Raw genomic sequence first — 25,574 nt, forward strand, 5'->3', positions numbered from 1 at the left:
CCTGTTCCTCAGAATTCCGACCAGTCTTCCTCGGAAATGGTTAATGCGAGGTTTCCTGAAACCATCGGGGCGCGCGGGGCCGGTGCGCGGCGGGCCGGCTTGGCGGCGCTGGGCAGCTTGGCGGGCGCCACGTTGCCCGTCTGGAAGCGCTGGACAACCTGCGACAGATCCGTCGCTTCCTCGGCCAGGCTGCGCGCGGCGGCGTTCGATTCCTCGACCATCGCGGCATTCTGCTGGGTCATCTTGTCCATCTCGTTCACCGCGAGATTGACCTGCTGCAGGCGCAGCGCCTGTGCCTGGGCCGAAGACGAGATCTCGGAGATTCGCGTGTTGATCGCGGCCACGCGGTCGCTGATCTGCAACAGCACCGTGCCAGTTTCGTCAACCAGCGCCACGCCGTCGGACACGCCTGCGGTCGATGCGGTGATCAGCTCCTTGATGTCCTTGGCGGCATCGGCCGAACGCTGGGCAAGCGCCCGCACCTCGTTGGCGACCACGGCGAAGCCCTTGCCCGCATCGCCGGCGCGCGCCGCCTCGACCCCCGCGTTCAATGCCAGCAGGTTGGTCTGGAAGGCGATGCCGTCGATGACATCGATGATGTTGGTGATCTCGCTCGAGGATTTCTGGATCGCGTCCATCGCGGTGACGGCGCGGCGGACGACCGCTCCGCCATCGGTCGCTGCCATGTGCGCCTCGCTGACCTGCTTGCCGACTTCGGCGGCATTCTGCGCGGTCTGCTGCACCATGCCGGTGACCTCGCGCATGGCCGCGGCGCTTTCCTCCAGGCTGGCGGCCTGCTGCTCGGTACGGCTGGCCAGATCGTCCGAAGCCGAGCGGATTTCCGAGGCGCCGTTGAGCACGTTCGACGCCGCGCTCGACGTCTGGGTCAGCAGCTGGCAGAGCTGCCCCATCGTGTCGTTGAAATTCTGGCGGAGCTGATCGTATTCGGCGTCGAAGGCGGAATCGATCGAGTAGGTGAGATTGCCGTTCTTCATGTGCTGCAGGCCCGAGGTAATTTCGGACACCACGGTGCGCAGCACGGCGTCGGCGCGGAGCCGCTCGGCGGCATTGTCCTTGAACACCAGCATGGCCTTGTTCATGCGGCCCACGCAGTCGCGGTGGTCGGTAAAGGTGATCGGGCTGGTCAGATCGCCAGCCGCCAGGCCTTCCATGCGGACGACGGTGTTCACATAGGGGTCACTGACCGCCTTTTTTGCATATAGCACGAACGCCCCCACGGCCATCAGCACCCCCAGTTCGCCGATCATCTCCCAGAGCACGTCCGCGTTGCCGCCAAACAGCTCGCTGGCGCTGTACGCCGCGGGAATGATGGCAATCGCCAACAGCACCCCAAGGATTACGTCGAATTTCTTGCGAATTGGATAATGGGCGTAAAAGTTGTTCAGCATGGGAGCCTCCCCTGGTTTCCCTCTGTCCAGATTGGATGACACCGCTTAGCCGCGCATTGCATAAGCAAAAGTTAATGGCAGAACGTCGAACAAATACCAATTTTGTCTACGTAAGTGGTTAGTCAACACGCTGATTTCGGTGCGTTGACTTGGGAGGTGCACCTAAAACTCTGGTAACCTTGATACGGTCCATTAACCATGCCCGATAGCGCATTAACGAAATAAAATCGGGTAAAATCAAAATGAAGCGATCGTTCTGCAGCCTGTGTCCAATCGGCTTGACAGGTGAAGCGCATTACCGGGTACAAGTCGCTGTCCTCTGACCTGCGCAGGCGCGCCATGAGCCGTCTCACCATCCTGTATCCCGATGTAAAATTTTTATTTCAATCTCGGCCACGCCATCCGCGGGCCGGTCCGGCCGCACGACTCGCTGACGATATCTCCAGCCCCCAGCAACCAAATTCGCGCCAGAGATTAATCCAAGTTATATTTTCGTTCGCGCTTGGAACTCGACCCGGCCCTTCACGTATTCAACACATGTTGAATTAGCCTGAGCCCTTGGCTCGTGGGCCGTGCAGGGAATGCCATATGGCGCATCGCAAGAGTTCAGGACGCCCCCAGGGCGATGCTCGACAGGTGGCCCCGGCATTGCTGGCTTCCGCAAGAATGCATTTCGCCGCCAAAGGCTATGAGGCGACCCCGCTGCGGCTGATCGCGTCCGACGCGGGCGTCGACGTCGCCCTGATCTCCTATCATTACGGCGGAAAACTGGGGCTGTGGAAAGCGCTTGTCAGCAGCGCGGCGGCGCAGTTGCGCGACGCGCTCGATGCGTCGGAAGGCCGTGCTGGCGGGACATCGGCGGCCGCGCGGCTGCGCAGCACGATGGTGGCGTATATCGAGCATCTGCTGGCGCATCCTGAGGTGCCGCGCCTGATCCTGCGTGACATCACCGTCGATACGGATCGATCCGACTGGCTGCTGCGCGAACTGTCGGCGCCGGTCCATCAGCGCTTCCATGATCTTGCTCAGGCTGCGGTCGCCGAGGCGGCGGTGGAGGGGACGCATCTGCAGTTCCGGGTCGCCAATTTCATCTATTCTGCGGCCAGCCATGTCGCGAGGCGCGAGCGGCTCAGCGAGCTGGTGACCGACATACGCGACGAGCGTGCGTTCGCCGCCGCGCTCGAGGTGGTGCTGATCGACGAGGCGTTGCGCTGTGGCTGAGCCTCCACCTCCGCTGATCGACAAGACCGACGGCTATGCGTTCAAGCCGCACGAGATGCCGATCCTGCCCGGATCGCCCGCCAACCCGGATCACCCGACGCGGCGGCGCGCGGCCTATCTTGCGATCGGCGTGTTCATCGGGCTCGTCGGCGGCGCGCAGAACGGCTTTCTGCTCGCAAACACGCCGGCGCTGCAGGCCGAATTCGCGCTGACCCCGGTCGAGGCGGGGTGGATGACGGTGGCGTTCTACGCGACCTATGCCACGATGAGCATGCTGCTGTTCCGCGTGCGGCAGGAGTTCGGCATCCAGCTTTTCGTGCGCTGGGCGATGGCGGGGCTGGTGCTCGCCAATTTCGTCCAACTGATCGGTCCGGGCTATCATGCCGAACTGGCCGCGCGCGCCGTGGCCGGGGTCGCCGCCAGCGGGCTGTCGGCGCTCACCATCTATTATCTGATGCAGGGGCTTCCGCCGGCGATGCGCACCGTGGGCCTGGTGCTGTCGCTCGGCCTCGCGCAGATCGCCTTTCCGCTGACGCGCGCGCTGTCGCCGGCGCTGCTGGTCGATGGCGATATGGCGCATGTCTTCCAGTTCCAGTTCGCGCTCTCGGTGCTCGGGCTCGCCTTTGTCTATCTGCTGCGCCTTCCGCCGGGGGTCCGCAAGCTGACCTTCGAGCCGCTGGACATTCCCAGCATGGCGCTGTTCGTGCTGGGCGTCGCCTCGCTCTGCGCGTTCCTGATCCAGGGGCGCATCGTGTGGTGGGATGCGCCCTGGCTGGGCTATGCGGTCGCGCTCGCGGTGATCGGCCTGGGCGGCTGCCTGCTGATCGAGGCCAATCGCAGGAGCCCGATGCTCGATCTGAGCTGGCTGTCGAGCCGCGCGATCCTGAGCATCGCGGCGATCGGCGCGACGGTGCGCATCCTGGTGGCAGAGCAGGGTTTCGGCGCGAGCGGCATGTTCGCGGCGCTGGGCTATGGCAACGAGCAGCTGACCGGCTATTTCTGGGTGCTGACCGGCGCGACCGTTGCCGGAATGGTGCTCTCGGTGATCCGGCTCGACCCGAAGGACCTGACCCGGCCCGTTCTGTTTGCCGTGCTGGTGATCTGCGTGGCGGCCTTTGCCGATACCCGCGCCGGCATGATGAGCCGCCCGCAGGACCTTTATCTGTCGCAGGCGGCCATCGCCTTTGCCGCCGTGTTCGCCATGGGCCCGGTGCTGATGCAGGGGATGTTGCGTGCGCTGGCCGCGGGGCAGAACACGATCATCAGCTTCATCGCGATCTTCTCGCTGTCGCAATCGGTCGGTGGCCTGGCGGGGATCGCGCTGCTCTCGGGCTTCCACACGGTCAGGCTGAAGACGCATCTGATCGATGCAGGCACGACATTGGCGATGAGCAATGCGCAGCTCTCGCAGGCCTTCTCGAACGCGGCACAGCGCACTGCCCCGCTGCAGCAGGACCCGGCGCTGGTGCAGCAGGCAACCTCGGCGAGCATTTCGGCGCAGATCGGGCGCGAGGCCGCGGTGCTCGCGTTCAACGACGTCTTCTTCCTCATCGGCACGCTCTCGGCGATCACCTTTGTCGCGCTGCTCGTGCCGTGGGTGATCAACAAGATCCGCGGGCGCAATCCGCTCGCCAAGGAACTCGCCTTTATCGAGGCAATGCGCGCAAGGAACGAACCATGACATCCATCAACCCGCAGGCGGCCCCCACCGAAGCATCGGGCAGCCCCGCTGCGCCACCGCCGCCCGAAAAGGGCTGGTCGCCGAAATTCTCGCGCCAGCGCGTGCTGGTTGCGGCCGTGCTGATCCTGGTCGGCGTGCTCGTCGCGCTCTTTGCCTGGGGATTGCCTCCCTTTGCCGGCGGCGACCAGACGACCAACAACGCCTATGTTCGCGGGCGCACGACCATCGTCAGCCCGCAGGTCGCAGGCTATCTGGTCGAGGTTCGCGTCGCCGATTTCCAGAAGGTGGAACAGGGCCAGCTGCTCGCGCGCATCGATGCCACGCCTTTCCGCGAAAAGGTGCAGCAGGGCGCGGCGAACATTGCCGCGCAAAAGGCCAACCTCGCCAACAGTGCGCAGAGCCTGCGCTCGGCGCAGGCGCAGCTGCAGCTTCAGGACGCGGCCGTGGCCAGCGCCCAGGCCGGCTATCAGAAGGCGCAGGCCGACATGAACCGGATCAACGAGCTGGTCGATGAAGGCTCGGTCTCGCTGCGCGAGCGCGACCAGGCGCTGGCAGCGCTGCGCCAGTCACAGGCAGGCGTGCGGCAGGCGCAGGCGCAGCGAGCGATCGCGGCAGAGAATGTGCGTTCGGTCCGGGTGGGCCGGGGCGCGCTCGAGGCGCAGGTACAGGGCGCCGAGGCCTCGCGCGACCTGGCCGCGTTCGAGCTTTCGCGCACCGAAATCCGCGCACCGCGGTCGGGCCGTCTGAGCGAGATCACCGCGCGCGAAGGCCAGCTGGTCAGCGCCGGAACCCAGCTCATGTACATCGTCCCCGACGAGCTATGGGTGGTGGCCAATTTCAAGGAAGCGCAGACCGAGAACATGGCTGTCGGCCAGCGCGCGACGCTGGAGGTCGATGCGCTTGGCGGGACCCGCTTGACCGGGCGCGTGCAGAGCGTGGCGCCTGCTGCCAGCAGCGAGTTCAGCATCGTCAAGCCGGACACGGGCGCGGGCAATTTCGTCAAGGTGCCGCAGCGCATCGCGGTGCGCATCGTGCTCGATCCCGGCCAGAAGGCGGCGAAGCGTCTTGGGCCCGGCATGTCGGTGGTCGCCACCGTCCACACCGGGGAGTGAGGCCGATGCGCAGTCCCCTGATCGCCGCGCTCGCTGGCGCGCTGCTGCTTTCCGCCTGCGCTCCAACATTGCAGGACGCCCCGCAAGGCGCATCGGTTGCCGCCCCGATCGCGTGGCGCACGCAGCTGGGCGTGACCGCTCCGGTCGAAGCGCAGTGGTGGCAGGCCTTTGGCGACCCGCAGCTGTCCGCGCTGGTCGAGAAGGCGCGCGCGAACAATCCGGATGTGCAGATCGCTGCCGCCAGGGTCGAGGAAGCGCGCGCCACCGAGCGCGGTTCGCGCGGGCTGTTGCTGCCCTCGCTCGGCATCGGGGTCGATGGCGCGGTGCGGCGCGAGGTCTCGCCCTTCGGCCAGGGGCTCGATTCCGTCCTGGCGCAGCCGGCCTTCCGCGCGAGCTACGAGCTCGACCTGTTCGGCAAGAATGCCGCGCGGGTCGATGCGGCCCGCGCCAATCTCGCGGCGAGCGAGGCCAGCGAAGAGGCAGCCAGGCTCTCCGTCGCTGCCGCCACGGCGACGGGCTATATCACGCTGCTCGCGCTCGATGCGCGGCGGGTGGTGCTCGCGACCCATGCCGGCACAGGGTGTTCCTCCTGCGCCATCTGCGCGAAGATACTTTCAGCTATATTGTTATTACCGCGCCAGTCGGTCGCACGTTCGGCGTACGTGAACTGGTCCAGATAGTGACCGCCGGTCTCGGCAGCGAGCCGATGCGCGACGTCATACACGGTACGCGGATCATCGACGGCGTGGATTTCCCCACCATGGAAGAGGATCGCATCGAGCTTGGGTGCTGCGGTGCTCGCAGGCACGACGGCGATGAAGCGCAGGCCGAGCATCCTTGCAAAATAGGCTTCGCTGACCGCAGTCGATCCCGAGGATGCCTCGACGATCGTCGTCTGCGGCCCGATCCATTCGTTGCACAGTGCATACAGAAAGAGAGAACGTGCCAACCGATGCTTGAGACTGCCGGTCGGGTGGCTGCTTTCGTCCTTCAGATAGAGGGTTACGCCCGGGTGATGCGGCAGCGGCAACCGGATCAGGTGGGTGTCGGCAGATCGGTTGAAATCCGCCTCGATCTTCCCGATCGCCTCGCTGAGCCATTCGCGCTTGCTCGATACTGGTGGCGCGGCCGCCTCAATTCGGGAAAGCGCGCGGGCAGCAGTCCGGGGTTTGGTTGTCATTACCTGTTCCATCATTCAATCTTTCCAGCGGTGAACCGCGTCGCAGCGACTGCATTTTCTTCGACCGCCGGCCCCGCTGGCGGGAGGCGTGGACATCGCTATCGCCCGGCATACCGCCGTGCTGGCGGGCGGCTTGTCGGCGGCTAGCCGAGCAGCGCGTCGATCTCGCTCACGAGGCGGGTCCGGCTGCGTTCGCGCAGCGCCACGGCCCTGCTTCCCATGACCAGTGTCAGGTTCGGAATGCCCTGGACGCCGAACTTTTCTGCGAGAACGGGGTTTTCGTCGACATTGACTTTGACCACTTTCAGGTCATCGCCATAGACCGACGCCAGGCCTTCGACCGTTGGCAGCAGCGCCATGCACGGCCCGCACCACGGCGCCCAGAAATCGATCAGCACAGGCCGATCGCTCTGTTCGATTTCAACCGCAAAGGTTGCATCGGAAACGGCGACGATATCTACGCTCATGCATTCATCCTTCTATTGTGCGCGGTGCGCCATCGGAGGCAAAGACGGGTGGCGGCGGCGCTCAGGCAGAGCGTATCAGCGCAAGGAGGGCGTCCATCAGAGCGGTGATCACCGCATCCTTGCGGCTGCGTGCCGCGGCCCTGACAGCCTCGGCCCGATCCATCGTCTGCATGATGTGGTTGCTTGACATGACCCGACTGGACTCGGGGAGTGACTCCAGCGGGTCGAAATCGATCTTACCGGCCTCGTCGCGCAGCGCGGTCGCCATGGCCTTCCACCCCAGCAGCAGGTGCGCCCGATCCGCACGTTCTGCATCCGTCATGTACGGCGTTTCGAGGTACATCAGCCAGTTGAACAGATACGGCTCGAAAAGCCCGACAAACTCGCGCGACACCGATTTGACTGGCCAGGCAATCGCCTCGACAAAGGCTGCCACGCGATAGCCCCAGGCGCTGGTGTCACTGGCCGTGGCCAGCATCGCGGCGCGTTGAACGTCGCGCCAATCGATACGCGCAAGGCTTTTTCCGGATAGTTCGCGATCCCAGAATGACAGGATCTGGCCCCCGACATCACGCAACGCGGTGCTGATATGCTCTGCCAGGATGAATTCGGGATCGAGCAACAGCGCCAGGCAATATCGCGCGAACTGCGGAACGATCTGGCTCAGGTCGGCGCCAGGCCGGATCGCATTCAGCCACTCGGTCCCGAACGCCAGCACCGCGTCAGCGCCTTCGAGCAAGAACCCGGCGGCGGTGTCCGGCGCCTTGGTCTGCCGGACGCCCGCAACGATCAGAAATTCGCACAACTGTGCCAGATCTGCCGGAATTCCGGTTCGTTCTTCGAATTCGCTGCGATCTTGCGTACGGGCGAGCGTTCCGCTGATCGAATCAGGCTGATCCTCGCTGTTCCAGTGGAGGTCGACAGCCGGTGCCAGGGCACGCGCGTTCCACTGCGCGCGTACCTGGTCGAGCAACTCTGTCTTGACGGTGGGGCTGCCGTGGAAAGCCTGGAAAGTCATCTCGGGCCGCTCAAACAAGAATGTCGTCCAGCTCAGCCGCAAGCTGCGTGCGGGTGCGCGACGTCAGGCGCGCCATCGGCTTGCCTTCCTGGGTCAGATACAGTTGCGGAATCGATTGTATATTGAATTTGTCTTTCAATGCCGGATTCTCGTCGATGTTGATCGTGACCACTTTCAGGCTGTCCGCATATATCGGCGCCAACGCTTCGATGGTCGGAAGAAGCGCCCGGCAAGGCCCACACCAGGGGGCCCAGAAGTCGATGAGCACAGGAAGCGGGCTGGCCACGACCTCCGCCTCGAAATTGGTCTCGTCCACAGCCATGATGATGCCACGCATTGTTCGCTCGATTCCTAGACAGGAGGTTTCGGATGGGTCCCCGCGATCGCAAGCTCAGAGACGCCCGGCCCCACTGCCCTTGCGGCAGGAAACCGGGCGCCCCGGGCACTAGAAGTGCTTGCGCACCGCTAGGGTAAACCGTTGCAGACGGGGGTCGCCGAACGACGAATATCCAAGCTGGTCGATGCCGGACGCCACCGTAGGGGGCTTCTGGTCAAAGATATTCTGGATGCCGAGGCGGATATTGGTGCCCTCCAGAAGGCCGCCCGCCGGGAAATCATAGCTGACATAGATGTCGCTATAGTTCTGGCTGCCGATGCGGGCGGCGCCCTGCCACGCTTCCTGCTGGGCGCAGGTAAAGGCCGTCAGCACCGAGCTGCAGACCCGGTAACCACCATAAATCTGCGTGTTCCAGCCGGCACTCCATGAACCGCTGCTCCAGTCCACACCGACATTCGCACGCCACTTGAGCGGTCCTTCAAAGAACCCGGCGCGGTTGACCGAGGGGTCGCCTGGCAACGCCCGCAGGCTCAGCTCCTTGGTGTGCGTGGCAACACCATAGAAATGCAGGTCGCCAATGCTGGTGTCCTTGAGATCATAATCCACCTGAAAATCGATGGCCTTCAACCGCGACTTCGACAGATTGAGGGTCGAGGTGTCCACAGACGTGATCGGCCCCGGGGTGCCGGGGGCATCTCCGGGCAGATTGGGGCCGCGCTTGATGCGGTCGGAGAACGCCTTTTCGTTGGCCAGGAAGAAGGTGATAGGAAGGTTCAGCACCTCGTCGCTCTTGCGGATCGAGGTCAGATCGACCGAGATGCGCAATCCCGGCACGAAACTGGGCGTCAGCACGACACCAGCCGAAAAGCTGTTCGACTTTTCGGGCTTCAGATCGGGATTGCCACCACCCAGCACGGTCAGCGGGCCGGGAATGAGACTGTTGCCGCGCGCCGGATCGCGCAGATTGAGCAGCGAGATCAGGAAGCTGCTGAACAGCGAGGGGGGTTCCGACCGGATATTGCCCAGTTTCGGCGGCAGGAAACCGTTACCCCAGCTGGCCCGGAATGCGATGTCCTTGGCGGGCGCGTACTTGATCCCGACGGTGTAGTTCGTCGTCGAAAGAGCGTTTTCGGATGCAATCTGGGCCGGAAACGGGCCGGTCTGGCTCGGGACGCGGATCGAGGAACCGGAAAAGCGCGTGTCGTATCGATCGTGACGAACCGATCCCATCAACTCCAGCTGGTGAAACAAGGGGACGCCGTTCGATGGCGCGAAGACCGGAGCGCGGAGCTCGAGATAGCCTGATTCGAAATTCTGGACCGCCCTGGGATTCCAGAAAAAGGTCGTCTGGCCGAAGAAGGACGATGTGTTGACCGTTTCATCGCTCGATTCCCAGCGCTGCTCGAGCAAGGCTGTCGCCGTAAGGTTGCCGCCTGGCAGCATGAACACCGGACCACCCAGCCGCAGCGACGCTATTTCCAGTGTCGTTCCGGCGACGTTCGACGAGGAGAAGACATCGAACAGCGACAACGGATTTGCCAGCGGATTGGCCCTGAGATCACGGAACGCGGCAGCCTGAAGCGCTTCCTCTCCCTCGAAGGACGGCCCCAGCACGGTATTGCTGACGCTGTTCCCCTTGCTCTCCAGCCAGTCATATTGCAGCGCCGCGCTCCATTGATACGGCAAGCGGATGATCGCGCCCACATTGACGCGGGTATTGCGGGTGTTCTGCGTCTGCGCAAAACTGTCGGGAATGTCGAAGAACCGCAGCACATCCTGGTTGAACGGGTTGGCTGGCGCGCTGCCAGGGATGAACAGCGTGTACTGGATCGGCGTGATGTTGGTGCTCTTGGATTCATCGCGCGAGAAATCGGCAAAGATTTCGACGTTCTTCCCGAATTTGCGCCGGATGTTGACATTGTACGTCGTGACGTTCGGTGCGGTGAAAATCGGCAATGAGGAGCGGTTGTAGATCAGGCTGCCCGCCCGCGCCGAGAGATCGGCAGGATTGCCCGAATAATTGTCGGGTATGCTGGTGAACGCCGAACCGAGCGCCGTGCCGTTTTTCAACACGAGGCGATCGGTCGCACAGTCGAAGCCATCGATTGTCGAGCAGATGTTCGGCCCGCCGAGCAGGACGGTGGCGTTTACCGGATCATTACGGAACTGCAGTTCGGCACCACGCCGGAAGAAATTGCGGTCGCTCGCCACCAGGGTCTGCGATCGCGACCGCGAGATCGACCCCATGATGCGGGTGCGCCCCTTGTCGAACGTAAGGCCGCCATTGACGCTGAAGAAGCTCTGGCCAACCTCGAAATCGGACGAGTCATTGTAGCGGGCTTCCAGGTCGAGACCCGAATAGTCGCGCTTGAGGATGATGTTGATCACCCCGCCCGTCGCGCCGCCGCCATAAATGCCGCTCGCTGTCGCGGGCAGGACCTCGATCCGGTCGATCTGCGCCATCGAAATGCCATTGATGTTCGGCTGACCGAACGAATCCCCGGTCGTGATGCTGGGCAGACGCCGACCATCCACGAGAACCAGCGTTTCATCAGACCCCAGCCCGCGCAGGTCGAGCCGACCCGCGGCCGAGGTCGGAGGGCCGACCTGCGACTGGGTCTGCTGCGTCGCGTTCATCGGGAGGCGCGATTGCAGGAAGTCCTCGACATTCTGCGCACCGCTCCGCGTCAGCACGGTGGAATCGAACACGATATAGGGCTGGATATCATCGCGGTTGCGCCGGATGTCGTTGTTCAACGAACGCTGGCCAACTACGAGGATGTCGGCAACGCCCTCGACCTGGTCGTCTTGCGGGCTTTCAGACGCGCCATCGGGATCCTCAACCTCCTGCGCGAGTGCTGCCGGTGCGCACAGTGCTATTCCAAGCGCCACGACGCTCGTGCCAAGCCATGGCCGCACGCTCAAAACCTTGCTGTTTGCGTTCATCGGACTGCCCCTTCCCTTGAGACTGTGATTATCCCCACCCGATAAGACGCATGACCATTTTGTTTCCGCCATTCGCGACGTCATAAAAAGTTAATTATCGGTCGCGCGGTGTAACTTCCTGTCTCACTGGAAAACTCTCGCAGCGGTTCCGCGTCGCAGCCATCCGGACGCAAGGCAGCCTGCGCTGCCCCACGCCCCGAGGACTGTTTGTCAGCTTGCCGAGGGGCGCAGCGGGGACACATCGGCCACGCCATTTTCGATGAGCAGTCGCTGGTCATGATATGCCGCGACACTCTGGCGATGCGCGACCGAGATGATCGCGGCGTTGGGCAGGCGCTCGATCAGCGCCTTGTACAGCTGCTCTTCGGAATGCGCGTCCAGCGCGCTCGTCGCCTCGTCCACGAAGAGAAAGTCCGGCTGCGCCATGATGGCCCTGGCTGCGGCTATCCGCTGCTGCTCGCCGGGCGAGAGAATGCGGCTCCACGGCATGTAGCTGTGCAGCTGCGGTGCCAGCCGAGCAAGATCGAAGGCCTTGAGCAGATCGACATAGTCGGCGTCACTGTGGTTGTCGGGCGGATCGGGATAGGACATCAGACTGGCCAGGGTGCCGTCGGGCATATAGTTGCGCTGCGGCAGAAACGCGACCTTGGCATTTTCGGGCAGTCTGACGTCACCCTCCCCGAATGGCCAGAGGCCTGCAATGCTGCGCAGGAGGGTGCTCTTGCCCGCGCCGGAGCTGCCCTGAACGAGCAAGCGGGAACCGGGCGTGATCTCCAGTTCCTCGAGCGCCACCATCGGCTCACCGTTCGGGTATGCGACCTTGAGGTGGTGAACGCCAACCCGCTGGTCCGCGATCTGCTCGACGTGAATGCCACTGTCCATTGGCACGGACAGCAGGTCATCGAGCAACTGAAGCCGCGCGACCGCCGAACGCAGGATCGCCAGTTCGGTATATTGGGTCACGATGGCGCTGATCCCCATATAGACCGCGGTGAACGACGCCATCACGACCTGGATGTCGCCGATCTTCATTTGATCCCTGAGCACGAAGGGAATGCAGATCAGATAGGGGAACAGGAACATGAAGGTCTCGGGCAAGCCCGTCACCAGCGTAATGCGCATGTTCGCCACGGTATAGGCCCGCCAGTTGACGACGATCAGTTCGAACGTATTCGCCAGACGGCGCCGCTCGATGCCACCGGCACGCGCAAAGGCAATCGATTCGCCATTGCCGCGGATTGCCTGCATTTCCTGACGAAACTGTGCCTCGAGGCGCTGGCGGACGACTTCCGCGCGCGTCAGCAAGCGGCCGACCCAGTGGACCAGCACGGTCATCACGATCGCCAGGGCGAAGGCGACATAGACCAAAAGGCCGGGTATCGGCTCGGTCATGCCGACGGCCGGGACAACCAGCGGCGGCGACAGGCGCCAGAGTTCCGAAGTATAGAGAAACACGCCGAACACCGAAGCGACGACGGACACGCCGATGATCGTCACCTTCTCGACATAGGTATAGATGTCTTCCTGGATACGCTGTTCGGGATAGTCGATATCCGCCCGCTGTTCGAGGTGGAAGAACCGGTTGCCCGCCATCCAGCGATCAAGGAACGGCGCTGTCAGCACCTTGCGCATCCGGATGCGAAGGACCAGCCGCGTCCACACGCCGATCACGCCCAGGATCGCCATGGCGCCGCTGTACATCAGGATTTCCCACACGATCCCGGGGATCACGTCACCATCCTTGGCCGCCAGCGCGGTCACGATGGCCGAAAACCCGAGCTGCATCTTCAGCAGGACCGATACCGTCGCGGTGCTCTGAACGAACTGGTACGCGATCAGCAGCGTCCCCAGAATGGGATCGACCTTGACGTAGCGCCAGATCATTCCGGCGCCGTATTTCACATGCTGCCAGACCGTGCCGGGCGGCACCTCGGGCGGCCGCTCTTCCCGTGCTGCGTCTTGCGCGGAAGGATCGATGACATAGCGGTCGGTCATAGGAGATACAGTCTTAGCTGGAGGTGGCAATGAAGATGCAGCACGGGGAAATGACGATGAAGCGCGTCACCCCGGCCTCTCTCGCAGGAGCGCCAGCAGACTATCCATCTGCTCGCGCAGAAAGCGAGTGGCCAGCGGGCGGGCGAGATGTCTGGCAGCGCCCATCCGGGATTCCGCGTCGGGCTGCCGGAACGCCAGCATCGCGCTCTTGAGTTCGGGCACCTGGTCGAGAATCGCTTCGTCCGAGGCATCGGCAAACCGAGCCTCGCCGCGAAGGTGCCTGAGGCGCCGTGCCCCGACGAGCCACGCAATCCGATCCGCCTGATCCTGCTCCGGCAGGAAGGCTGCCGACAGGCTCTGCAGATAGGCGTGCAGGAATTTCTGGCAGATGGCCGGAAATTCGGGCGCGATGCCAGCCAGGGGCCATGGCAGCGATTCCACGAGATCGGCGACCAGAAATCCCTCGGGATCGACGCTGGCCTCCGAGGCCCAAAGCACATTGGCCCGCGCCGCTCGCCACTCTTGCCGCGAAATGACCTCACCTTTCAGTTCGCGTGTCCAGATGGCCAGGATCTGCTGGGCGGCGGCGCGCACCTCTGCGTCGACATGGTCAGCCAGCGAGAAATCGCCGGACAGGATGTGGCGCACAAAGCGCGGCAGGAAGCGCCGAACGACGTCGCTGACATCATCCCCTGCAGCGATGGCCTCCAGCCATTCGGTCCCGAATGCCCAGACCGCATCGTCGCACTGCATGGCAAAGCCATAAGGCGCGGTCTTATCGTCGACGAACGCAACGCCTGCGTTGATCAGGGTTTCGCAAAGAAGCGCCAGTTCCAGCGGAATTCCGGTTCTGGCGACGAAAACATCGGGAGCCTGCGTTTCGGCGATGGTGCCAGCGAGCGAGGCAAAACCACTGTCCGACGACCATTTCAGATAGATCAGCGGGATCGCCTGGCGCGCGGCCCACCGTTCCCGAACACGCGCGACCGTCTCGGTTCTGAAGGACAAATCGCCAAGAAACGCTCGAAGTGGCATCGCGTACTCCCGCTGGCCGCATGGCAGGGAGATGACGAATTGACCCGCACAGCGCACGAACTGCCATCCCCCCAGAAAAAGCCGATCCTTTCGTTCCCCTGCAGACGAGGGGAGAGAACGGATACTTAGGGGAGACGCATGGCGGTTGCATTTTCCACACCCGGCCCGCGTCACTTTCTGCAGGTCTTGCCAGATGCGGGAAACGAAGAGGCCGCCAGCGATGGTCATCAGCGCAGGTCGATGCGTGCGGCCGTGAATCACCGAGCCGGCCAGCCGTCACGTATCGCTGCTGTCACCCTGCAGACCGCGTGCGCGCGCCAGATAGACCGAGATGGCACGGGCACGGGCGAACGCGCCCACGCGGCGTTCATCGCCCGCCAGCCACGCCATGAGTTCGGCTTCCTCTTCGGCCGAAAGGGCACGCGCATCGATACGGGCGGCCCATAGAGCTGCCGCATCATCAATCCGTGCACTGCTTTCGCGATGGGACATCTAATCCAGTACGATTTGCCTTGTGTGCTCTAGACGCGCCACGCGACGAAATTCCGGAACGCGCAATAGCGTCCATAAACAGGCGCAAGCCCTTTGCCATGTGTTTTTCCACGGTGCTTTCCGAAACGTTCAGCCGCTGGGCCGTCTCGCGCTGCGACAATCCGTCAATCCGGCGCAGCGTGAACACGGTGGCAACCTGCGGAGGAAAGCCAGCCAGGATCTGATGGATGCGGTGCAGTTCGTCCCGATCGCAGATCGTGCATTCAGGCGATGGTTCCTCGCTTTCGAAACACGACAATTCGTCATCTTCGACGGCGCGGATGGAGACGACCTGCGAGCGGCGCAGATGGGTATAGATGATCGATTGCGCGGTTTGCATCAGATAGGCCCGCGGGTTGCGCACGCCTTCGACACAGCCCACAGATGCCAGTCGCGCATAGGCTTCCTGCACGATGTCATCGACATCGAGCCCCGCCACATGCCGCCGCGCCAGCCATGCGCGCAGGTTGGGCTCGAGCGGCAGGATGTGCTGGGCGAGCCAGGCCGCGCGTGCGTCGCCGACACCGATCATGCTGCGATCACCCGGCCAAAAACGCGCGTTGCGCTGCGCGGCAGACGCTGCGGGAAACACGAAGACATTTCCGTGCAAGAGGCGATCCGGCTCATGGCACAAGCCGCCCGCTGCGGTTCTGGCGCATCGTCTTGGCAGCGACGCCAAAGCGGGCCCGGAACAGATGGGAGAAGTGCGAAAGGCTGGAGAACCCTACATTATAGGCGATTTCCGATATGCGATCATTGGTCCGCATCAGCTGGTATTGCGCGGTCACCAACCTGATTTCGTTGAGGAAACTGTTGAAGCTCGTGCCATGGTTCGCGCAACTCTTGTAGATCGTCCTGACGGAGCATTTGAGACTGATGGCCGCATCCTGGGCAGACAGCCCCGGGGTATCAAGGTTGCGGATGATGAACTCCAGTATGGCCCCCATACGGCCCTGCCAGCGCGGCTGGGCCTTGTCGGCATCGACGCAGGCCGCCAGGGCCGTGCGCATGAGGTCCGAGATCATCGTCAGCGCCTGCGACGCGACGGTTTCATCATCCGGCGTCATGGCAAACAGCATTTCAGCCAGGCGTGCGATGATGGGCGAAGCGAAATAGCCCTTGTCGACATAAAGATCGGGCAGGATCAGGAAGCCGTCCAGAAACCGCTGCATGGCCCACCAGGCCGGAAGCACGACGATCAGCGCATCCAGATCGCCCTTGCCCTCAAGGGTCATCGGCTGCCAAGCGCAAGCGACGAAGATATCACCCGCGGACAGGGTTCGGCTGTGGCCCGCCTGACCGACGCTCAGCTCGCCGGAGCGGATGAAGATGATGTGCGCACAGAAGCCCGGACCATCGAAGTTGCTGGCCCCTTCGAGGGCAAAGGCAAACGGGCCGCAGGTCAGATGATGGATGATTGCAATATCGCGCAAAACGCTTTCGACGTGCCAGGGGTCGCCGCCGCGCAATCCGCGAACCGGATTGGCGGCAAAGATCGAGGCAATTTGCGCGGGGACGACTGCCATCAGAGCTGTTGCCAATCGTGCAGGCCGACAGGCTCGGCCGGGTGAATGGCCATCGTCGCCGCTGCCAGCGTGGCATGGGCCAGATCCAGCATGCGTCGCTGGATCGACTGGCGCCAGGCCGCCACCTTGGCATTGGATCGCTGGCGTCTGGCGACCGATCGCTGCTTGAGCGCATGACGCACCGGATCCGCCCTCCAGAGCTTCTCGACTTCGGCCATAAAGTCCTCGACACCGATGCTCTCGACCGATTGGCCTTGTGCCAGCGCATCCATCGCCTCTTCGTTGACCTTGTTCATCTCGGTCTCGAATGTTGCGCTTTCCTCGGCGGTGAAGCAGTCCTCGTCGGACGCATCGGCCTCGAGATTGACCGCGGCTGACCATGCCGAGATCACGTCATGCGCAGCACCCGGAGCCTGATCAAGATCCCAGCCCAGCGACATGACCAGATCGGTCGCCTTCTCCGCGGCCGGATCATCATGGCGGACAGCCGCGAGCGTCGCCCGCGCGGACCGCCAGGCCTTTTTGTCCACCGCCTGTTCGACAGATTGCTTCACCAGAGCAACGACCCCCTCGCATGCGTCACGGACCGGCCCCGGCGCGACCATGCGGGCGCGACCATAAACCGGGTCGGTCCAAGCCAGAAGCAGCGTCTGACCGGCCAGCTCCCCTGTCTCGGCACCCACGGGAATGGCGTTGAGCAATGCCTCGTAAAAGGAACGTGCATCTTCTGCTTCGCCGAACGCACCGAGCGCGGGCAAGAGCCGCGCGAGCGCCGGGTGAAGGCCATGCTCGGCCGAGATGGCGGAAATATCTCCCTCGATCGAGGCGCGCGTCAGCCAAGCGGTGTAGATCGGACCCTTGTTGCGGATGTCGGCGATCAACGCCTGCCGCCGCGCCTCTTCGCCAAAGGCGCGGAATGTGTTGCCGGGCCCGCTCACGCAAGCGGCTCCAGTACCGCAGCAAGCTTGCCGCGCGAGACCAGACCTTGGAAGCGCTCGATCGGCTGGCCATCCTTCATCACGATGAACGTCGGCACACCCTGAACGTCATAGGTCCTGGCAAGCGTCGGTTCCTCGTCGACATCCACCTTGACGAACGCGATCTCGCCCTCGAACTCGCGTGCGGCATCCTCCAGCGCCGGCGCCGATGCCTTGCACGGGCCGCACCAGGCAGCGTGAAAATCAACCAGCACCGGAATCTGCGACTGGAGAACCTCGGCCTCGAAGGTTTCTGTCGTTACGATCTTCAGAAGGGACATGGCGTGATCCTTGTACTCAGCCGCTGATGCATTCAGCGGCGGGTTGCGGAGCGGAAGCGCTCGCGACATCGATGAGAAAATGTTCGGCCTCGAGCGCCGCCATGCAGCCCATTCCGGCGGACACCACCGCCTGACGGAAATGCTTGTCCTGCACGTCGCCGGCGGCAAAGACGCCTGGAACGCTGGTGGCGGTCGACCCGGGGGTGACCAGGATGTAACCGTCCTCATCCATCGCCAGCTGGCCTGCAAACAGGCTGGTCGCCGGATCGTGACCGATCGCGACGAACAGGCCGTCGATCGTGAGCATGGACTGCGCGCCAGTGGCGACATCGGTCAGCCGAACCCCGGTGACCTTTCCACCATCGCCGAGCACCTCTGCCACTTCGGCGTTCCAGATGACCTTGATCTTGCGATTGGCGAACAGCCTGGCCTGGTTGGCCTTGTCGGCCCGCAGGGTGTCGCGGCGGTGAACAAGATAGACCTCGCTCGCGAAATTGGCGAGATGCAGCGCGTCTTCGACCGCCGTGTTGCCCCCGCCGACGACCGCACAGATCCGGTTGCGGAAGAAGAAGCCATCGCATGTGGCGCAGGCCGACACCCCCTGCCCCCGATAGCGCATTTCGCTCTCAAGACCCAGCCAGCGCGCATTGGCGCCCGTCGCGATGATCACGCTGTCTGCGGTGTAGCGATCGCCCGTATCGCCTGTGGCCGCAAATGGCCGCGTGGTCAGATCGACCTCGACGATATAATCCGAAATGAGCTCAGCGCCGACATGACGCGCATGTTCACCCATGCGCATCATCAGGTCGGGGCCCTGCACGCGGGTATCGCCCGGCCAGTTCTCGACATCGGTGGTGATGGTCAGCTGGCCACCGGGCTGCGGACCTTCGATGAGCAGCGGGTTCAGCGCGCTGCGCGAGGCGTAGATGGCCGCCGTATAGCCCGCTGGCCCCGACCCGATGATCAGCACCCGGCTGTGGCGCACGACGGATGCCGGTCGTTCGCGGCGCATTCTCATGCTCCGCCTCCTCCGACGACGACCTGATCCATGCGGATCGTCGGCTGCCCCACGCAGACCGGCACAGTCTGGCCATTCTTGCCGCAAAAGCCGATGCCCATTTCCAGATCGTTGCCGATCATCGAGATGTGCTTGAGCGCCTCGTTTCCGACGCCGATGAGCGTCGCGCCCTCGATCGGCGCGGTGACCTTGCCATCCTCGATGAGGAACGCCTGTTCGGCGGAGAAGTTGAACTGGCCCGAGGTGATGTCGACCGTGCCGCCGCTGAATTCCACGGCATAGATGCCATTCCTGACCGAGGCGATGATCTCCTGAGGATCGTATGGCCCATTTTCCAGGAAGGTGTTGGTCATGCGCGTCATCGGCAGGTCGGAATAGGACTGGCGGCGGCCATTGCCGGTCATCCTGTCATTCATGATCCGGGCGCTGATCTTGTCCTGCATTAGGCCGACCAGACGGCCATCCTCGATCAGCACCGTGCGCTGCCCGATCACCCCTTCGTCGTCGACGTTCAACGATCCGCGCGCACCGGGAACGGTCGCATCATCGACGACGGTAACACCCGGTGCAGCGACACGCTCGCCCATCATGCCGTTGAAAACGGATTCGCGCTTGCGGTGGAAATCGCCCTCCAGTCCATGCCCGACGGCCTCGTGCAGCAGGACGCCGGGAAAGCCGTTGCCCAGCACCACGGTCATTTCACCGGCCGGGGAAGGAATGGCCTGGAGGTTTGTCAGCGCCACCGACGTGGCCTTGCGGACAAGTTTTTCCAGACTTTGCTGATCGAACTCTTCCAAGGTGAAACGTCCACCACCCCCGGCCGAGCCAGACGCGCGCCTGGCGTTCCCCTCAGCCACGACCGAGAGATTGAGGCGCACCTGCGGGCGGACATCGCCCGCGAGCGTGGCGTCGGTTGCGCCGACCAGAATCGTCGAATCCTCAACGGCCAGCTGGGCGTTGACCTCGGTAATGCGAGGGTCGACCGCGCGGGCCATGTCATCCAGCTTGCGCAGCAGCGCGACCTTCTGGATGGTGTCCATGCCGCCCGCTGCTTCCATCGTCGAATAGGCCTTCGAATCCTGGCCTACCGGCTTGATTTCGACGCCCCGCCCGGTTTCGCCGGAGTCCTGGCCCTGCGACTGCATGGCGCGCGCGGCAGCGGTTACGGCACCGAGGGCCTTGGGGCTGATGTCACTGGAATAGGCAAATGCCGTATTGTCGCCGGTCACGGCGCGCGCGCCGATGCCTTGCGATATGCTGAAGGCGGCGCGCGCGACCTTGCCGCGCTCCAGCGACCATGTATCGCGCGTGGTCATCTCGAAATACAGGTCGCCATAGTCGCCGCCCCGTGCCCAGAGGCTGGCAAGACCGTTCTCCAGCTGATTGATGTCGAGGTCGTTGGCCGCAAGAAGCTGATCCTGTGCATGGGCTAGACGATCGGTGGCTGTCAGAAGCATCGGGCTCGGTTCTTTCCGTAAGGGGTGCATCATCAGCGACCGGCAATCTGCATTTCGGGCAGCAGGATCGAACCCACTCTAAAGGCTCCGGCGCGATGGACGTCGGCGCCGATCGCGGCGATGGACTTGAACATGTCCTGGAGGTTGCCCGCCACGGTGAAGCCCAGAACCGGGCGCACGATCTGGCCATTTTCGACCCAGAAGCCACCTGCGGCCTGCGAATAGACCCCCGTAGCCGGATTGGTCTTGCCGCCCATGAACCGGGTCAGCCACAGGCCTGTCCCCAGTTTGCGGAGCATCGCGGCGAGATCGTCGCCGGCTTGTGTCAGGCTGCTGGTGAGCGACAGATTGCGCATGCCGCCAGCGTTTCCGGTCGAGACGCTGCCGAGCTTGCGCGCCATGCGGGTATCGAGAAACAGCCCGGCGACCGCGCCCTCGCGAACGATTTCGCGGCGCCGGCCGGCAACGCCCTCATCGTCGAACGCGGCGCTTGCCAAACCGAACGGCTCGAAGGGATCCTCGACGATCGACAGATGGCCCGCCGTGATCTGCTGGCCCATGGCGTCGGGCAAAAACGTCATGCGCTGAAACTGCGAACTGCCCGTCAGCTGTGTGCATATATCGCGTACCAGGCTCGCGGCGACCGTCGAATCGACGAGCACCGGACAACGGCGGGTGGTCAGACCTTCGGCGCCGACCATGGCCAGCGCGCGTTCGGCAGCGCGACGGCCGATCTCCATGACAGGTTCAAGCCCCGTGCGCTGGCGGTCGGCCGAGGACCAGCTGCCCTGCTTCATTTCGTCGCCGCGCTGGGCAATCGTCTGGCACCAGCGGCGCTGAATCGAACCGCTGCCGGTGCGGCAGAAGCCCTGGCTGGTCGCGATCGCAAACCGCATGTCCTGGCTCGAAGCCCCTGCTTCCGAAACGCGAACCTCATCGCTGGTCTTGATCGAAAGCGCCGCAGCCTCGATTGCCAGCGCCGCCTCGGTCAGTGTCTCGGCGGACTCGTTGGAAGGCGCGAAAAGCTGTACGCCCGGCGTCGACCACGCCAGAATATCGGTGTCCGCAAGGCCCGCGTCCGCATCGGGTTCGAGCTGGCGCGACATGCTGATGGCCTGCTCGACCACACGATCGATGGCGCTGCGGCTCAGCGATTCGGTGGACGCCATGCCTGTGCGGCCATTTTCGAACACAGTGATCCGAAGGCTCTGGTTGCCGTCGCGCACCGCTGTCTCGACTTGCCCGTTGGTGACAGCGATATGGATTCCACCGCCTTCGCTGACATGCGCGATCGCCTCGGCGGCACCCAACGCACCGCTGCGTTCGATCGCGTAGGCCACCGCCTTGGCAAGATCGGCCTCGCTCTGCAGCAGATAGCCATCCCCCATTTCACTGGAAGAGGCCTCGCCGGGTCGCGGCAGACTGCTAACGCTCATTTGGGTTCCCTCATTATCCCGAATCCAGGCCACGCGACCGGGCGGAAGGTCCGTTGCAATGCAACATCGACCAATCCCGTTTTTATAAGACAAGTTTGCCGCGACGGTTGCCTAATTGGCCCCGCCTTGTTGCCTGACAGTGCAGATTCCAGAGCAAATGGCCTGCCGCAGAGTGCGTCCACGGCATCCAACCGATGCTCGGACCGGCGGCGGCCGGGGTGAAGCGCGGTGCTCGCGCATGGCATTCGATCCGCTGAGTCCGACAGCGAGACCCGATAGCCGGACCTCGCGTGAGGCAGTCTGATCGATTATTGCGGCCCCCAGAACCGGACGCTCTCCCGAAGCTGACACCATGATCAGGAGCTATCGGCAATACGGGCGCAGATTGTCACAACCGCGATAAGGTCAGGGAATGCGTCGACCCATTGGGGCAACTGGACGGGGGTATATGCATCGATCGGAATGATTTGAACCATCGTCTCAGGTGCCTACGCCTGACGTAATGGTTGCATCTCTTTCTCCAACGCCTGTCCGCCGGCAACGCTGATCGGTCCTCGAGAGGCCGCCTTTTCCGGGAAGTTTGCAGCTTGGTTCACAACTCCATGAGTTTGCTTGATTTCCCCGATGCGGCACCCGATGGTGGTTCCAACAGAAACGATCTGGAATCGGCACATGCCGGGACGCAGGCGCCAACGCAGGGAAAGAGGGTCAGACATGAAGCTCAAACACAAATGGATCGGGTTGGCCTTTTGCTGCCTGCCCGCAAGCGCGGGGCTGGCGCAGGACGCCAACGAGCTCGAAAAGGCCAAGGAGGCGGCCGATGCGCCGCTGCCCGAGGACGAGCAGGCCTATTTCACCTCGCTGACCTGGCGCAATATTGGCCCCGATCGCGGCGGTCGCTCGATCTCCGCCACCGGCAGCGCGGCACGCCCGCACGAATATTATTTCACCGCCGTCGGCGGCGGTCTGTGGAAGACGACCGATAGCGGCCAGAGCTGGAAGCCGGTGACCGACGGCCAGCTCGACACCGCCTCGGTCGGCGGGGTCGCGGTTTGCGAGGCGAATCCCGATATCCTGTACCTGACCACCGGCGAAACGCAGCTGCGCGGCAACATCCTGCCCGGCAATGGCGTGTGGAAATCCACCGACGCGGGCAAGACCTGGGCGAAGACCGGGCTGGCCGATGTGCAGAATTTCGCGCGGGTGCGGATCGATCCGGCCAATTGCGACACCGCCTTTGTTGCGGGCTTCGGCCATTATGGCGAGCCCAATGCCGAGCGCGGCGTGTTCAAGACCACCGATGGCGGCAAGAGCTGGCGCAAGGTGCTGTTCCGCGACGCGAAAACCGGCGCGGTCGATATCTCGATCGATCCGAAGAACCCGCGCAACATCTACGCGGCGCTCTGGGAGGCCTGGCGCAAGCCCTGGGGCATGAGCTCTGGCGGGCCGGGCAGCGGCGTGTTCCACAGCACCGATGGCGGCGAGACCTGGAAGGAACTGACCCGCGCGCCGGGGCTGCCGCAAAAGGGGTTGATCGGCAAGATCGGGGTCAGCGTCTCGCCGGTTGATGCGAACCGTGTCTACGCGATCGTCGAGCATGCCGAAGAAGGCGGGCTGTTCGTCTCGGACGATGCCGGGTCGAGCTGGAAGCGCAGCAACGACAGCCGCGACCTGCGCCAGCGCGCCTTCTATTATTCGCGCCTGCTCGCCGATCCGGTCGAAAAGGACCGGGTCTATATCCTGAACGTCGATTTCTTCCGCTCGGACGATGCGGGCATGACGCTCAAGAAGATCAAGGTGCCGCATGGCGACAATCACGATCTGTGGATCGATCCCGCCAACAACCAGCGGATGATCCAGGCCAATGACGGCGGCGCGAATGTCAGCGTCAATGGCGGCGAGAGTTGGACGCGGCAGAATTACCCGACCGCGCAGATGTATCGCGTGTCGGTCAGCAATCATTTCCCCTATTTCGTCTGTGGCGGGCAGCAGGACAATTCGACCATCTGCGTGCCCTCGCGCGACTGGAAGCATGTCAACGTCCTCGGCGGCGGCCAGTACGGCTTTGCCGCGGGCGGCGGCGAGAGCGGCTATGTCACCAACGATCCGCTCAATCCGGAGATCTTCTACGCGGGCAGCTATGGCGGCACGCTCGACCGCTACGACCGCACCACCGGCCAGGCGCGTGCGATCAACGTGCTGCCCGACAATCCGATGGGCTATTCGGCGGGCGAGATTGCCGAGCGCTTTCAATGGACCTTCCCGATCGTGTTCGATCCGCACGATCCCAAGAGCCTCTATGTCACCTCGCAGCATGTCTGGCGCAGCCGCAACGAGGGGCAGAGCTGGGAGAAGATCAGCCCCGACCTGACGCTTGCCGATCCCAAGACGCTCGGCCCCTCGGGCGGCCCGATCACCCGCGACCAGACGGGCGTCGAGACCTATGCCACAGTCTTCGCCCTCGCCCCGTCGCGGCGCGAGCGCGGGCTGATCTGGGCGGGGTCGGACGATGGCCTGGTGCATGTGACGCGCGATGGCGGCGGCAAATGGGCGAACGTCACGCCCAAGACGCTGCCGCGCCATGTGAAGATCACCACGGTCGAGGATTCGCCGCATTCCGACGGCACGGCCTATATGATCGGCCATCGCTTCCTGCTGAACGACTTCAAGCCCTATGTGCTGAAGACCACCGATTACGGCAGGACCTGGACCTCGATCGCTGCGGGCCTGCCCAATGACGAGATGGCGCGCAGCATCCGCGACGACATCGTGCGCCCCGGGCTGCTCTATCTCGGTACCGAACGCGGCGTGTGGGTCTCGTTCAACGGCGGCAAGGACTGGCGCAAGCTGCAGCGCAATCTACCTGCGGTGCAGGTCTCGGACCTCGCCGTCACCGCCAACGATCTGGTGATCGCGACGCACGGCCGCTCGTTCTGGGTGCTCGACAATATCGGCGTGCTGCGCCAGCTCGAAAGCGGCGCGCCGCGCACCGAGCGGCTGTTCGCCCCTGCCCCTGCCGTGCGCGAGGTCGATGAGGGCGTGGCGATCGACTATTTCCTGCCCACCCGCCCCAAGCAGCTCGCGCTCGACATCCTGGGACCCGACGGCGCGCTGATCCAGAGCTTTGCCGGCAATCCGGTCGATCCCAAGAAGGACGACAAGAAGAAGGATGACGAAGAAGACGATCCGTTCAAGCCCAAGCCCAAGCCGACCACGACGATGAAGCCCGGCCTTAACCGCTTCGTGTGGAAGATGCGCTATCCGGGCTTTACCGATTTCCCCGGCATGATCCTGTGGACCAGCCGCAATGGCGGCATCACGGCGGCGCCGGGACGCTATCAGGCGCGGCTGACCGTCGACGGCAAGAGCTTCACCCAACCCTTTGAAATCCGCTCCGACCCGCGCCTGACCAATGTCACCCAGGCGGATCTGGTCGCGCGGTTCGATTTCGCAAATCGGGTGAGCCAGCGGGTGAGCCAGGCCAACGAAGCGGTGCTGCTGATCCGCGGCATCAAGGAGCAGACCGCATCGGCAGCAGGCAATGCATCGGCCAATGCCGGGCTGCGCCGCGCCCTGAGTGCGTTCGATGCAAGGCTCAGCGCGATCGAGGGCGAGCTCTATCAGATGCGCAACCGCTCGCGCCAGGACCCGCTCAACTATCCGATCAAGCTCAACGACAAGCTCGCCGGGCTGATCGGCGTCGCGGAAAGCGCCGAGGCGCGCCCGACCGACCAGAGCGAAGCGGTCTTCGCCACGCTCTCGGCCGAGCTCGACAGGCAGTTGGCTGCGCTCAAAGCAGCGATCGGCAGCGATTTGCCGAAGCTCAACGCGCAATTGAGCGCGGCGGGAATCGAGCAAATCGTGCGCAGGCCGCTGGCCGTCCCGGTGGCGGCTCCGGCAACCGAGTGAAGGCGCGATATCTGGCAGCGGCGGCGCTGGCCGGCCCC

The 25,574-nt window shown here is 63.7% G+C and carries 21 protein-coding genes and 1 pseudogene; 5 read left to right on the plus strand and 17 right to left on the minus strand.

All coding sequences use genetic code 11. The annotated features are described in order from the left end of the window. Window positions 1-8: 8 nt before the first annotated feature. A complete protein-coding gene (locus tag DM995_RS12460; RefSeq protein ID WP_116969626.1) occupies window positions 9-1,409 on the minus strand; it encodes a methyl-accepting chemotaxis protein in 1,401 nt (466 codons plus the stop codon). A 588-nt stretch (window positions 1,410-1,997) separates the two neighbouring features. Here DM995_RS12460 and DM995_RS12465 point away from each other — a divergent pair. From DM995_RS12465 to DM995_RS12480, 4 genes and pseudogenes are all read left to right on the plus strand, one after another. After that, a complete protein-coding gene (locus DM995_RS12465) occupies window positions 1,998-2,630 on the plus strand; it encodes a TetR family transcriptional regulator (RefSeq protein ID WP_116969627.1) in 633 nt (210 codons plus the stop codon). Further along, window positions 2,623-4,311: an MFS transporter gene (locus tag DM995_RS12470; protein WP_232824369.1), complete on the plus strand. Its 1,689-nt coding sequence runs from the start codon at window positions 2,623-2,625 to the stop codon at window positions 4,309-4,311. The genes DM995_RS12465 and DM995_RS12470 overlap by 8 nt, the downstream gene beginning before the upstream one ends. Further along, on the plus strand, window positions 4,308-5,423 hold the full coding sequence (locus DM995_RS12475) for an HlyD family secretion protein (RefSeq protein ID WP_116969628.1): 1,116 nt from the start codon (window positions 4,308-4,310) through the stop codon (window positions 5,421-5,423). The genes DM995_RS12470 and DM995_RS12475 overlap by 4 nt, the downstream gene beginning before the upstream one ends. 5 nt (window positions 5,424-5,428) lie before the next feature. After that, window positions 5,429-5,914: pseudogene (locus tag DM995_RS12480) on the plus strand (TolC family protein); the annotation flags it as partial. A gap of 26 nt (window positions 5,915-5,940) precedes the next feature. Here DM995_RS12480 and DM995_RS12485 read toward each other — a convergent pair. The 16 genes from DM995_RS12485 to DM995_RS22375 all read right to left on the minus strand — a co-directional run bounded on the left by DM995_RS12485 (window position 5,941) and on the right by DM995_RS22375 (window position 22,343). Further along, the gene (locus tag DM995_RS12485) at window positions 5,941-6,618 is read right to left on the minus strand and encodes a pyridoxal-phosphate dependent enzyme (RefSeq protein ID WP_286164948.1); all 678 of its coding nucleotides are present in this window, start codon (window positions 6,616-6,618) and stop codon (window positions 5,941-5,943) included. Window positions 6,619-6,746: 128 nt separating this feature from the next. Then, on the minus strand, window positions 6,747-7,070 hold the full coding sequence (locus DM995_RS12490; RefSeq protein ID WP_116969629.1) for a thioredoxin family protein: 324 nt from the start codon (window positions 7,068-7,070) through the stop codon (window positions 6,747-6,749). Between the two features lie 61 nt (window positions 7,071-7,131). Beyond that, window positions 7,132-8,088 (minus strand): hypothetical protein, encoded by a 957-nt coding sequence (locus DM995_RS12495; RefSeq protein WP_116969630.1) that lies wholly within the window; start codon window positions 8,086-8,088, stop codon window positions 7,132-7,134. 10 nt (window positions 8,089-8,098) lie between these two features. Then, window positions 8,099-8,425 (minus strand): thioredoxin family protein, encoded by a 327-nt coding sequence (locus tag DM995_RS12500; protein WP_116969631.1) that lies wholly within the window; start codon window positions 8,423-8,425, stop codon window positions 8,099-8,101. Window positions 8,426-8,533: 108 nt separating this feature from the next. Beyond that, window positions 8,534-11,371 (minus strand): TonB-dependent receptor domain-containing protein, encoded by a 2,838-nt coding sequence (locus DM995_RS12505; RefSeq protein ID WP_198669345.1) that lies wholly within the window; start codon window positions 11,369-11,371, stop codon window positions 8,534-8,536. 210 nt (window positions 11,372-11,581) lie between these two features. Next, entirely contained in the window at window positions 11,582-13,366 is a 1,785-nt protein-coding gene (locus tag DM995_RS12510) for an ABC transporter ATP-binding protein/permease (RefSeq protein ID WP_116969633.1), read from the minus strand. A 66-nt stretch (window positions 13,367-13,432) separates the two neighbouring features. Continuing rightward, window positions 13,433-14,629 carry a hypothetical protein gene (locus DM995_RS12515; RefSeq protein WP_157973191.1) on the minus strand — a complete coding sequence of 399 codons (1,197 nt, stop codon included), beginning with the start codon at window positions 14,627-14,629 and terminating at the stop codon, window positions 13,433-13,435. Between the two features lie 48 nt (window positions 14,630-14,677). Continuing rightward, on the minus strand, window positions 14,678-14,893 hold the full coding sequence (locus DM995_RS22370; RefSeq protein ID WP_157973192.1) for a hypothetical protein: 216 nt from the start codon (window positions 14,891-14,893) through the stop codon (window positions 14,678-14,680). Then, window positions 14,862-15,524: an RNA polymerase sigma factor gene (locus tag DM995_RS12520; RefSeq protein ID WP_116969635.1), complete on the minus strand. Its 663-nt coding sequence runs from the start codon at window positions 15,522-15,524 to the stop codon at window positions 14,862-14,864. The genes DM995_RS22370 and DM995_RS12520 overlap by 32 nt, the downstream gene beginning before the upstream one ends. Before the next feature lie 31 nt (window positions 15,525-15,555). Continuing rightward, window positions 15,556-16,458: a helix-turn-helix transcriptional regulator gene (locus DM995_RS12525; protein ID WP_157973193.1), complete on the minus strand. Its 903-nt coding sequence runs from the start codon at window positions 16,456-16,458 to the stop codon at window positions 15,556-15,558. Beyond that, a complete protein-coding gene (locus DM995_RS21295) occupies window positions 16,458-17,339 on the minus strand; it encodes a hypothetical protein (protein WP_157973194.1) in 882 nt (293 codons plus the stop codon). The genes DM995_RS12525 and DM995_RS21295 overlap by 1 nt, the downstream gene beginning before the upstream one ends. A 53-nt stretch (window positions 17,340-17,392) precedes the next feature. After that, window positions 17,393-17,716 (minus strand): thioredoxin, encoded by a 324-nt coding sequence (trxA, locus tag DM995_RS12530; protein ID WP_116969637.1) that lies wholly within the window; start codon window positions 17,714-17,716, stop codon window positions 17,393-17,395. 16 nt (window positions 17,717-17,732) lie between these two features. Beyond that, complete coding sequence (gene trxB, locus DM995_RS12535) at window positions 17,733-18,734, minus strand: thioredoxin-disulfide reductase (RefSeq protein ID WP_232824370.1); 1,002 nt, start codon at window positions 18,732-18,734, stop codon at window positions 17,733-17,735. Further along, entirely contained in the window at window positions 18,731-20,191 is a 1,461-nt protein-coding gene (tldD, locus tag DM995_RS12540) for a metalloprotease TldD (RefSeq protein ID WP_116970453.1), read from the minus strand. Before tldD ends, trxB begins: the two co-directional genes overlap by 4 nt. Before the next feature lie 32 nt (window positions 20,192-20,223). Then, window positions 20,224-21,627 (minus strand): TldD/PmbA family protein, encoded by a 1,404-nt coding sequence (locus tag DM995_RS12545; protein WP_116969639.1) that lies wholly within the window; start codon window positions 21,625-21,627, stop codon window positions 20,224-20,226. 488 nt (window positions 21,628-22,115) lie between these two features. After that, window positions 22,116-22,343, minus strand: a complete 228-nt coding sequence (locus DM995_RS22375) for a hypothetical protein (RefSeq protein WP_232824371.1) — start codon at window positions 22,341-22,343, stop codon at window positions 22,116-22,118. Here DM995_RS22375 and DM995_RS12550 point away from each other — a divergent pair. Beyond that, window positions 22,342-25,536, plus strand: a complete 3,195-nt coding sequence (locus DM995_RS12550; protein WP_116969640.1) for a WD40/YVTN/BNR-like repeat-containing protein — start codon at window positions 22,342-22,344, stop codon at window positions 25,534-25,536. The two genes, DM995_RS22375 and DM995_RS12550, sit on opposite strands and share 2 nt — an antisense overlap. Window positions 25,537-25,574: the final 38 nt, after the last annotated feature.

This window comes from Blastomonas sp. UPD001, from assembly GCF_003426715.1.
GTDB lineage: Bacteria > Pseudomonadota > Alphaproteobacteria > Sphingomonadales > Sphingomonadaceae > Blastomonas.

What these genes read in the sequence shown, in the direction of transcription:
- DM995_RS12460 (WP_116969626.1), bottom strand. Translation starts at nt 1,409, where the DNA reads ATGCTGAACAACTTTTACGCCCATTATCCAATTCGCAAGAAATTCGAC.
- DM995_RS12465 (WP_116969627.1), top strand. Translation starts at nt 1,998, where the DNA reads ATGGCGCATCGCAAGAGTTCAGGACGCCCCCAGGGCGATGCTCGACAG.
- DM995_RS12475 (WP_116969628.1), top strand. Translation starts at nt 4,308, where the DNA reads ATGACATCCATCAACCCGCAGGCGGCCCCCACCGAAGCATCGGGCAGC.
- DM995_RS12485 (WP_286164948.1), bottom strand. Translation starts at nt 6,618, where the DNA reads ATGATGGAACAGGTAATGACAACCAAACCCCGGACTGCTGCCCGCGCG.
- DM995_RS12490 (WP_116969629.1), bottom strand. Translation starts at nt 7,070, where the DNA reads ATGAGCGTAGATATCGTCGCCGTTTCCGATGCAACCTTTGCGGTTGAA.
- DM995_RS12495 (WP_116969630.1), bottom strand. Translation starts at nt 8,088, where the DNA reads ATGACTTTCCAGGCTTTCCACGGCAGCCCCACCGTCAAGACAGAGTTG.
- DM995_RS12500 (WP_116969631.1), bottom strand. Translation starts at nt 8,425, where the DNA reads ATGCGTGGCATCATCATGGCTGTGGACGAGACCAATTTCGAGGCGGAG.
- DM995_RS12505 (WP_198669345.1), bottom strand. Translation starts at nt 11,371, where the DNA reads ATGAACGCAAACAGCAAGGTTTTGAGCGTGCGGCCATGGCTTGGCACG.
- DM995_RS12510 (WP_116969633.1), bottom strand. Translation starts at nt 13,366, where the DNA reads ATGACCGACCGCTATGTCATCGATCCTTCCGCGCAAGACGCAGCACGG.
- DM995_RS12515 (WP_157973191.1), bottom strand. Translation starts at nt 14,629, where the DNA reads ATGACCATCGCTGGCGGCCTCTTCGTTTCCCGCATCTGGCAAGACCTG.
- DM995_RS22370 (WP_157973192.1), bottom strand. Translation starts at nt 14,893, where the DNA reads ATGTCCCATCGCGAAAGCAGTGCACGGATTGATGATGCGGCAGCTCTA.
- DM995_RS12525 (WP_157973193.1), bottom strand. Translation starts at nt 16,458, where the DNA reads ATGGCAGTCGTCCCCGCGCAAATTGCCTCGATCTTTGCCGCCAATCCG.
- trxA (WP_116969637.1), bottom strand. Translation starts at nt 17,716, where the DNA reads ATGTCCCTTCTGAAGATCGTAACGACAGAAACCTTCGAGGCCGAGGTT.
- trxB (WP_232824370.1), bottom strand. Translation starts at nt 18,734, where the DNA reads ATGAGAATGCGCCGCGAACGACCGGCATCCGTCGTGCGCCACAGCCGG.
- tldD (WP_116970453.1), bottom strand. Translation starts at nt 20,191, where the DNA reads ATGCTTCTGACAGCCACCGATCGTCTAGCCCATGCACAGGATCAGCTT.
- DM995_RS12545 (WP_116969639.1), bottom strand. Translation starts at nt 21,627, where the DNA reads ATGAGCGTTAGCAGTCTGCCGCGACCCGGCGAGGCCTCTTCCAGTGAA.
- DM995_RS12550 (WP_116969640.1), top strand. Translation starts at nt 22,342, where the DNA reads ATGAAGCTCAAACACAAATGGATCGGGTTGGCCTTTTGCTGCCTGCCC.
- DM995_RS22375 (WP_232824371.1), bottom strand. Translation starts at nt 22,343, where the DNA reads ATGTCTGACCCTCTTTCCCTGCGTTGGCGCCTGCGTCCCGGCATGTGC.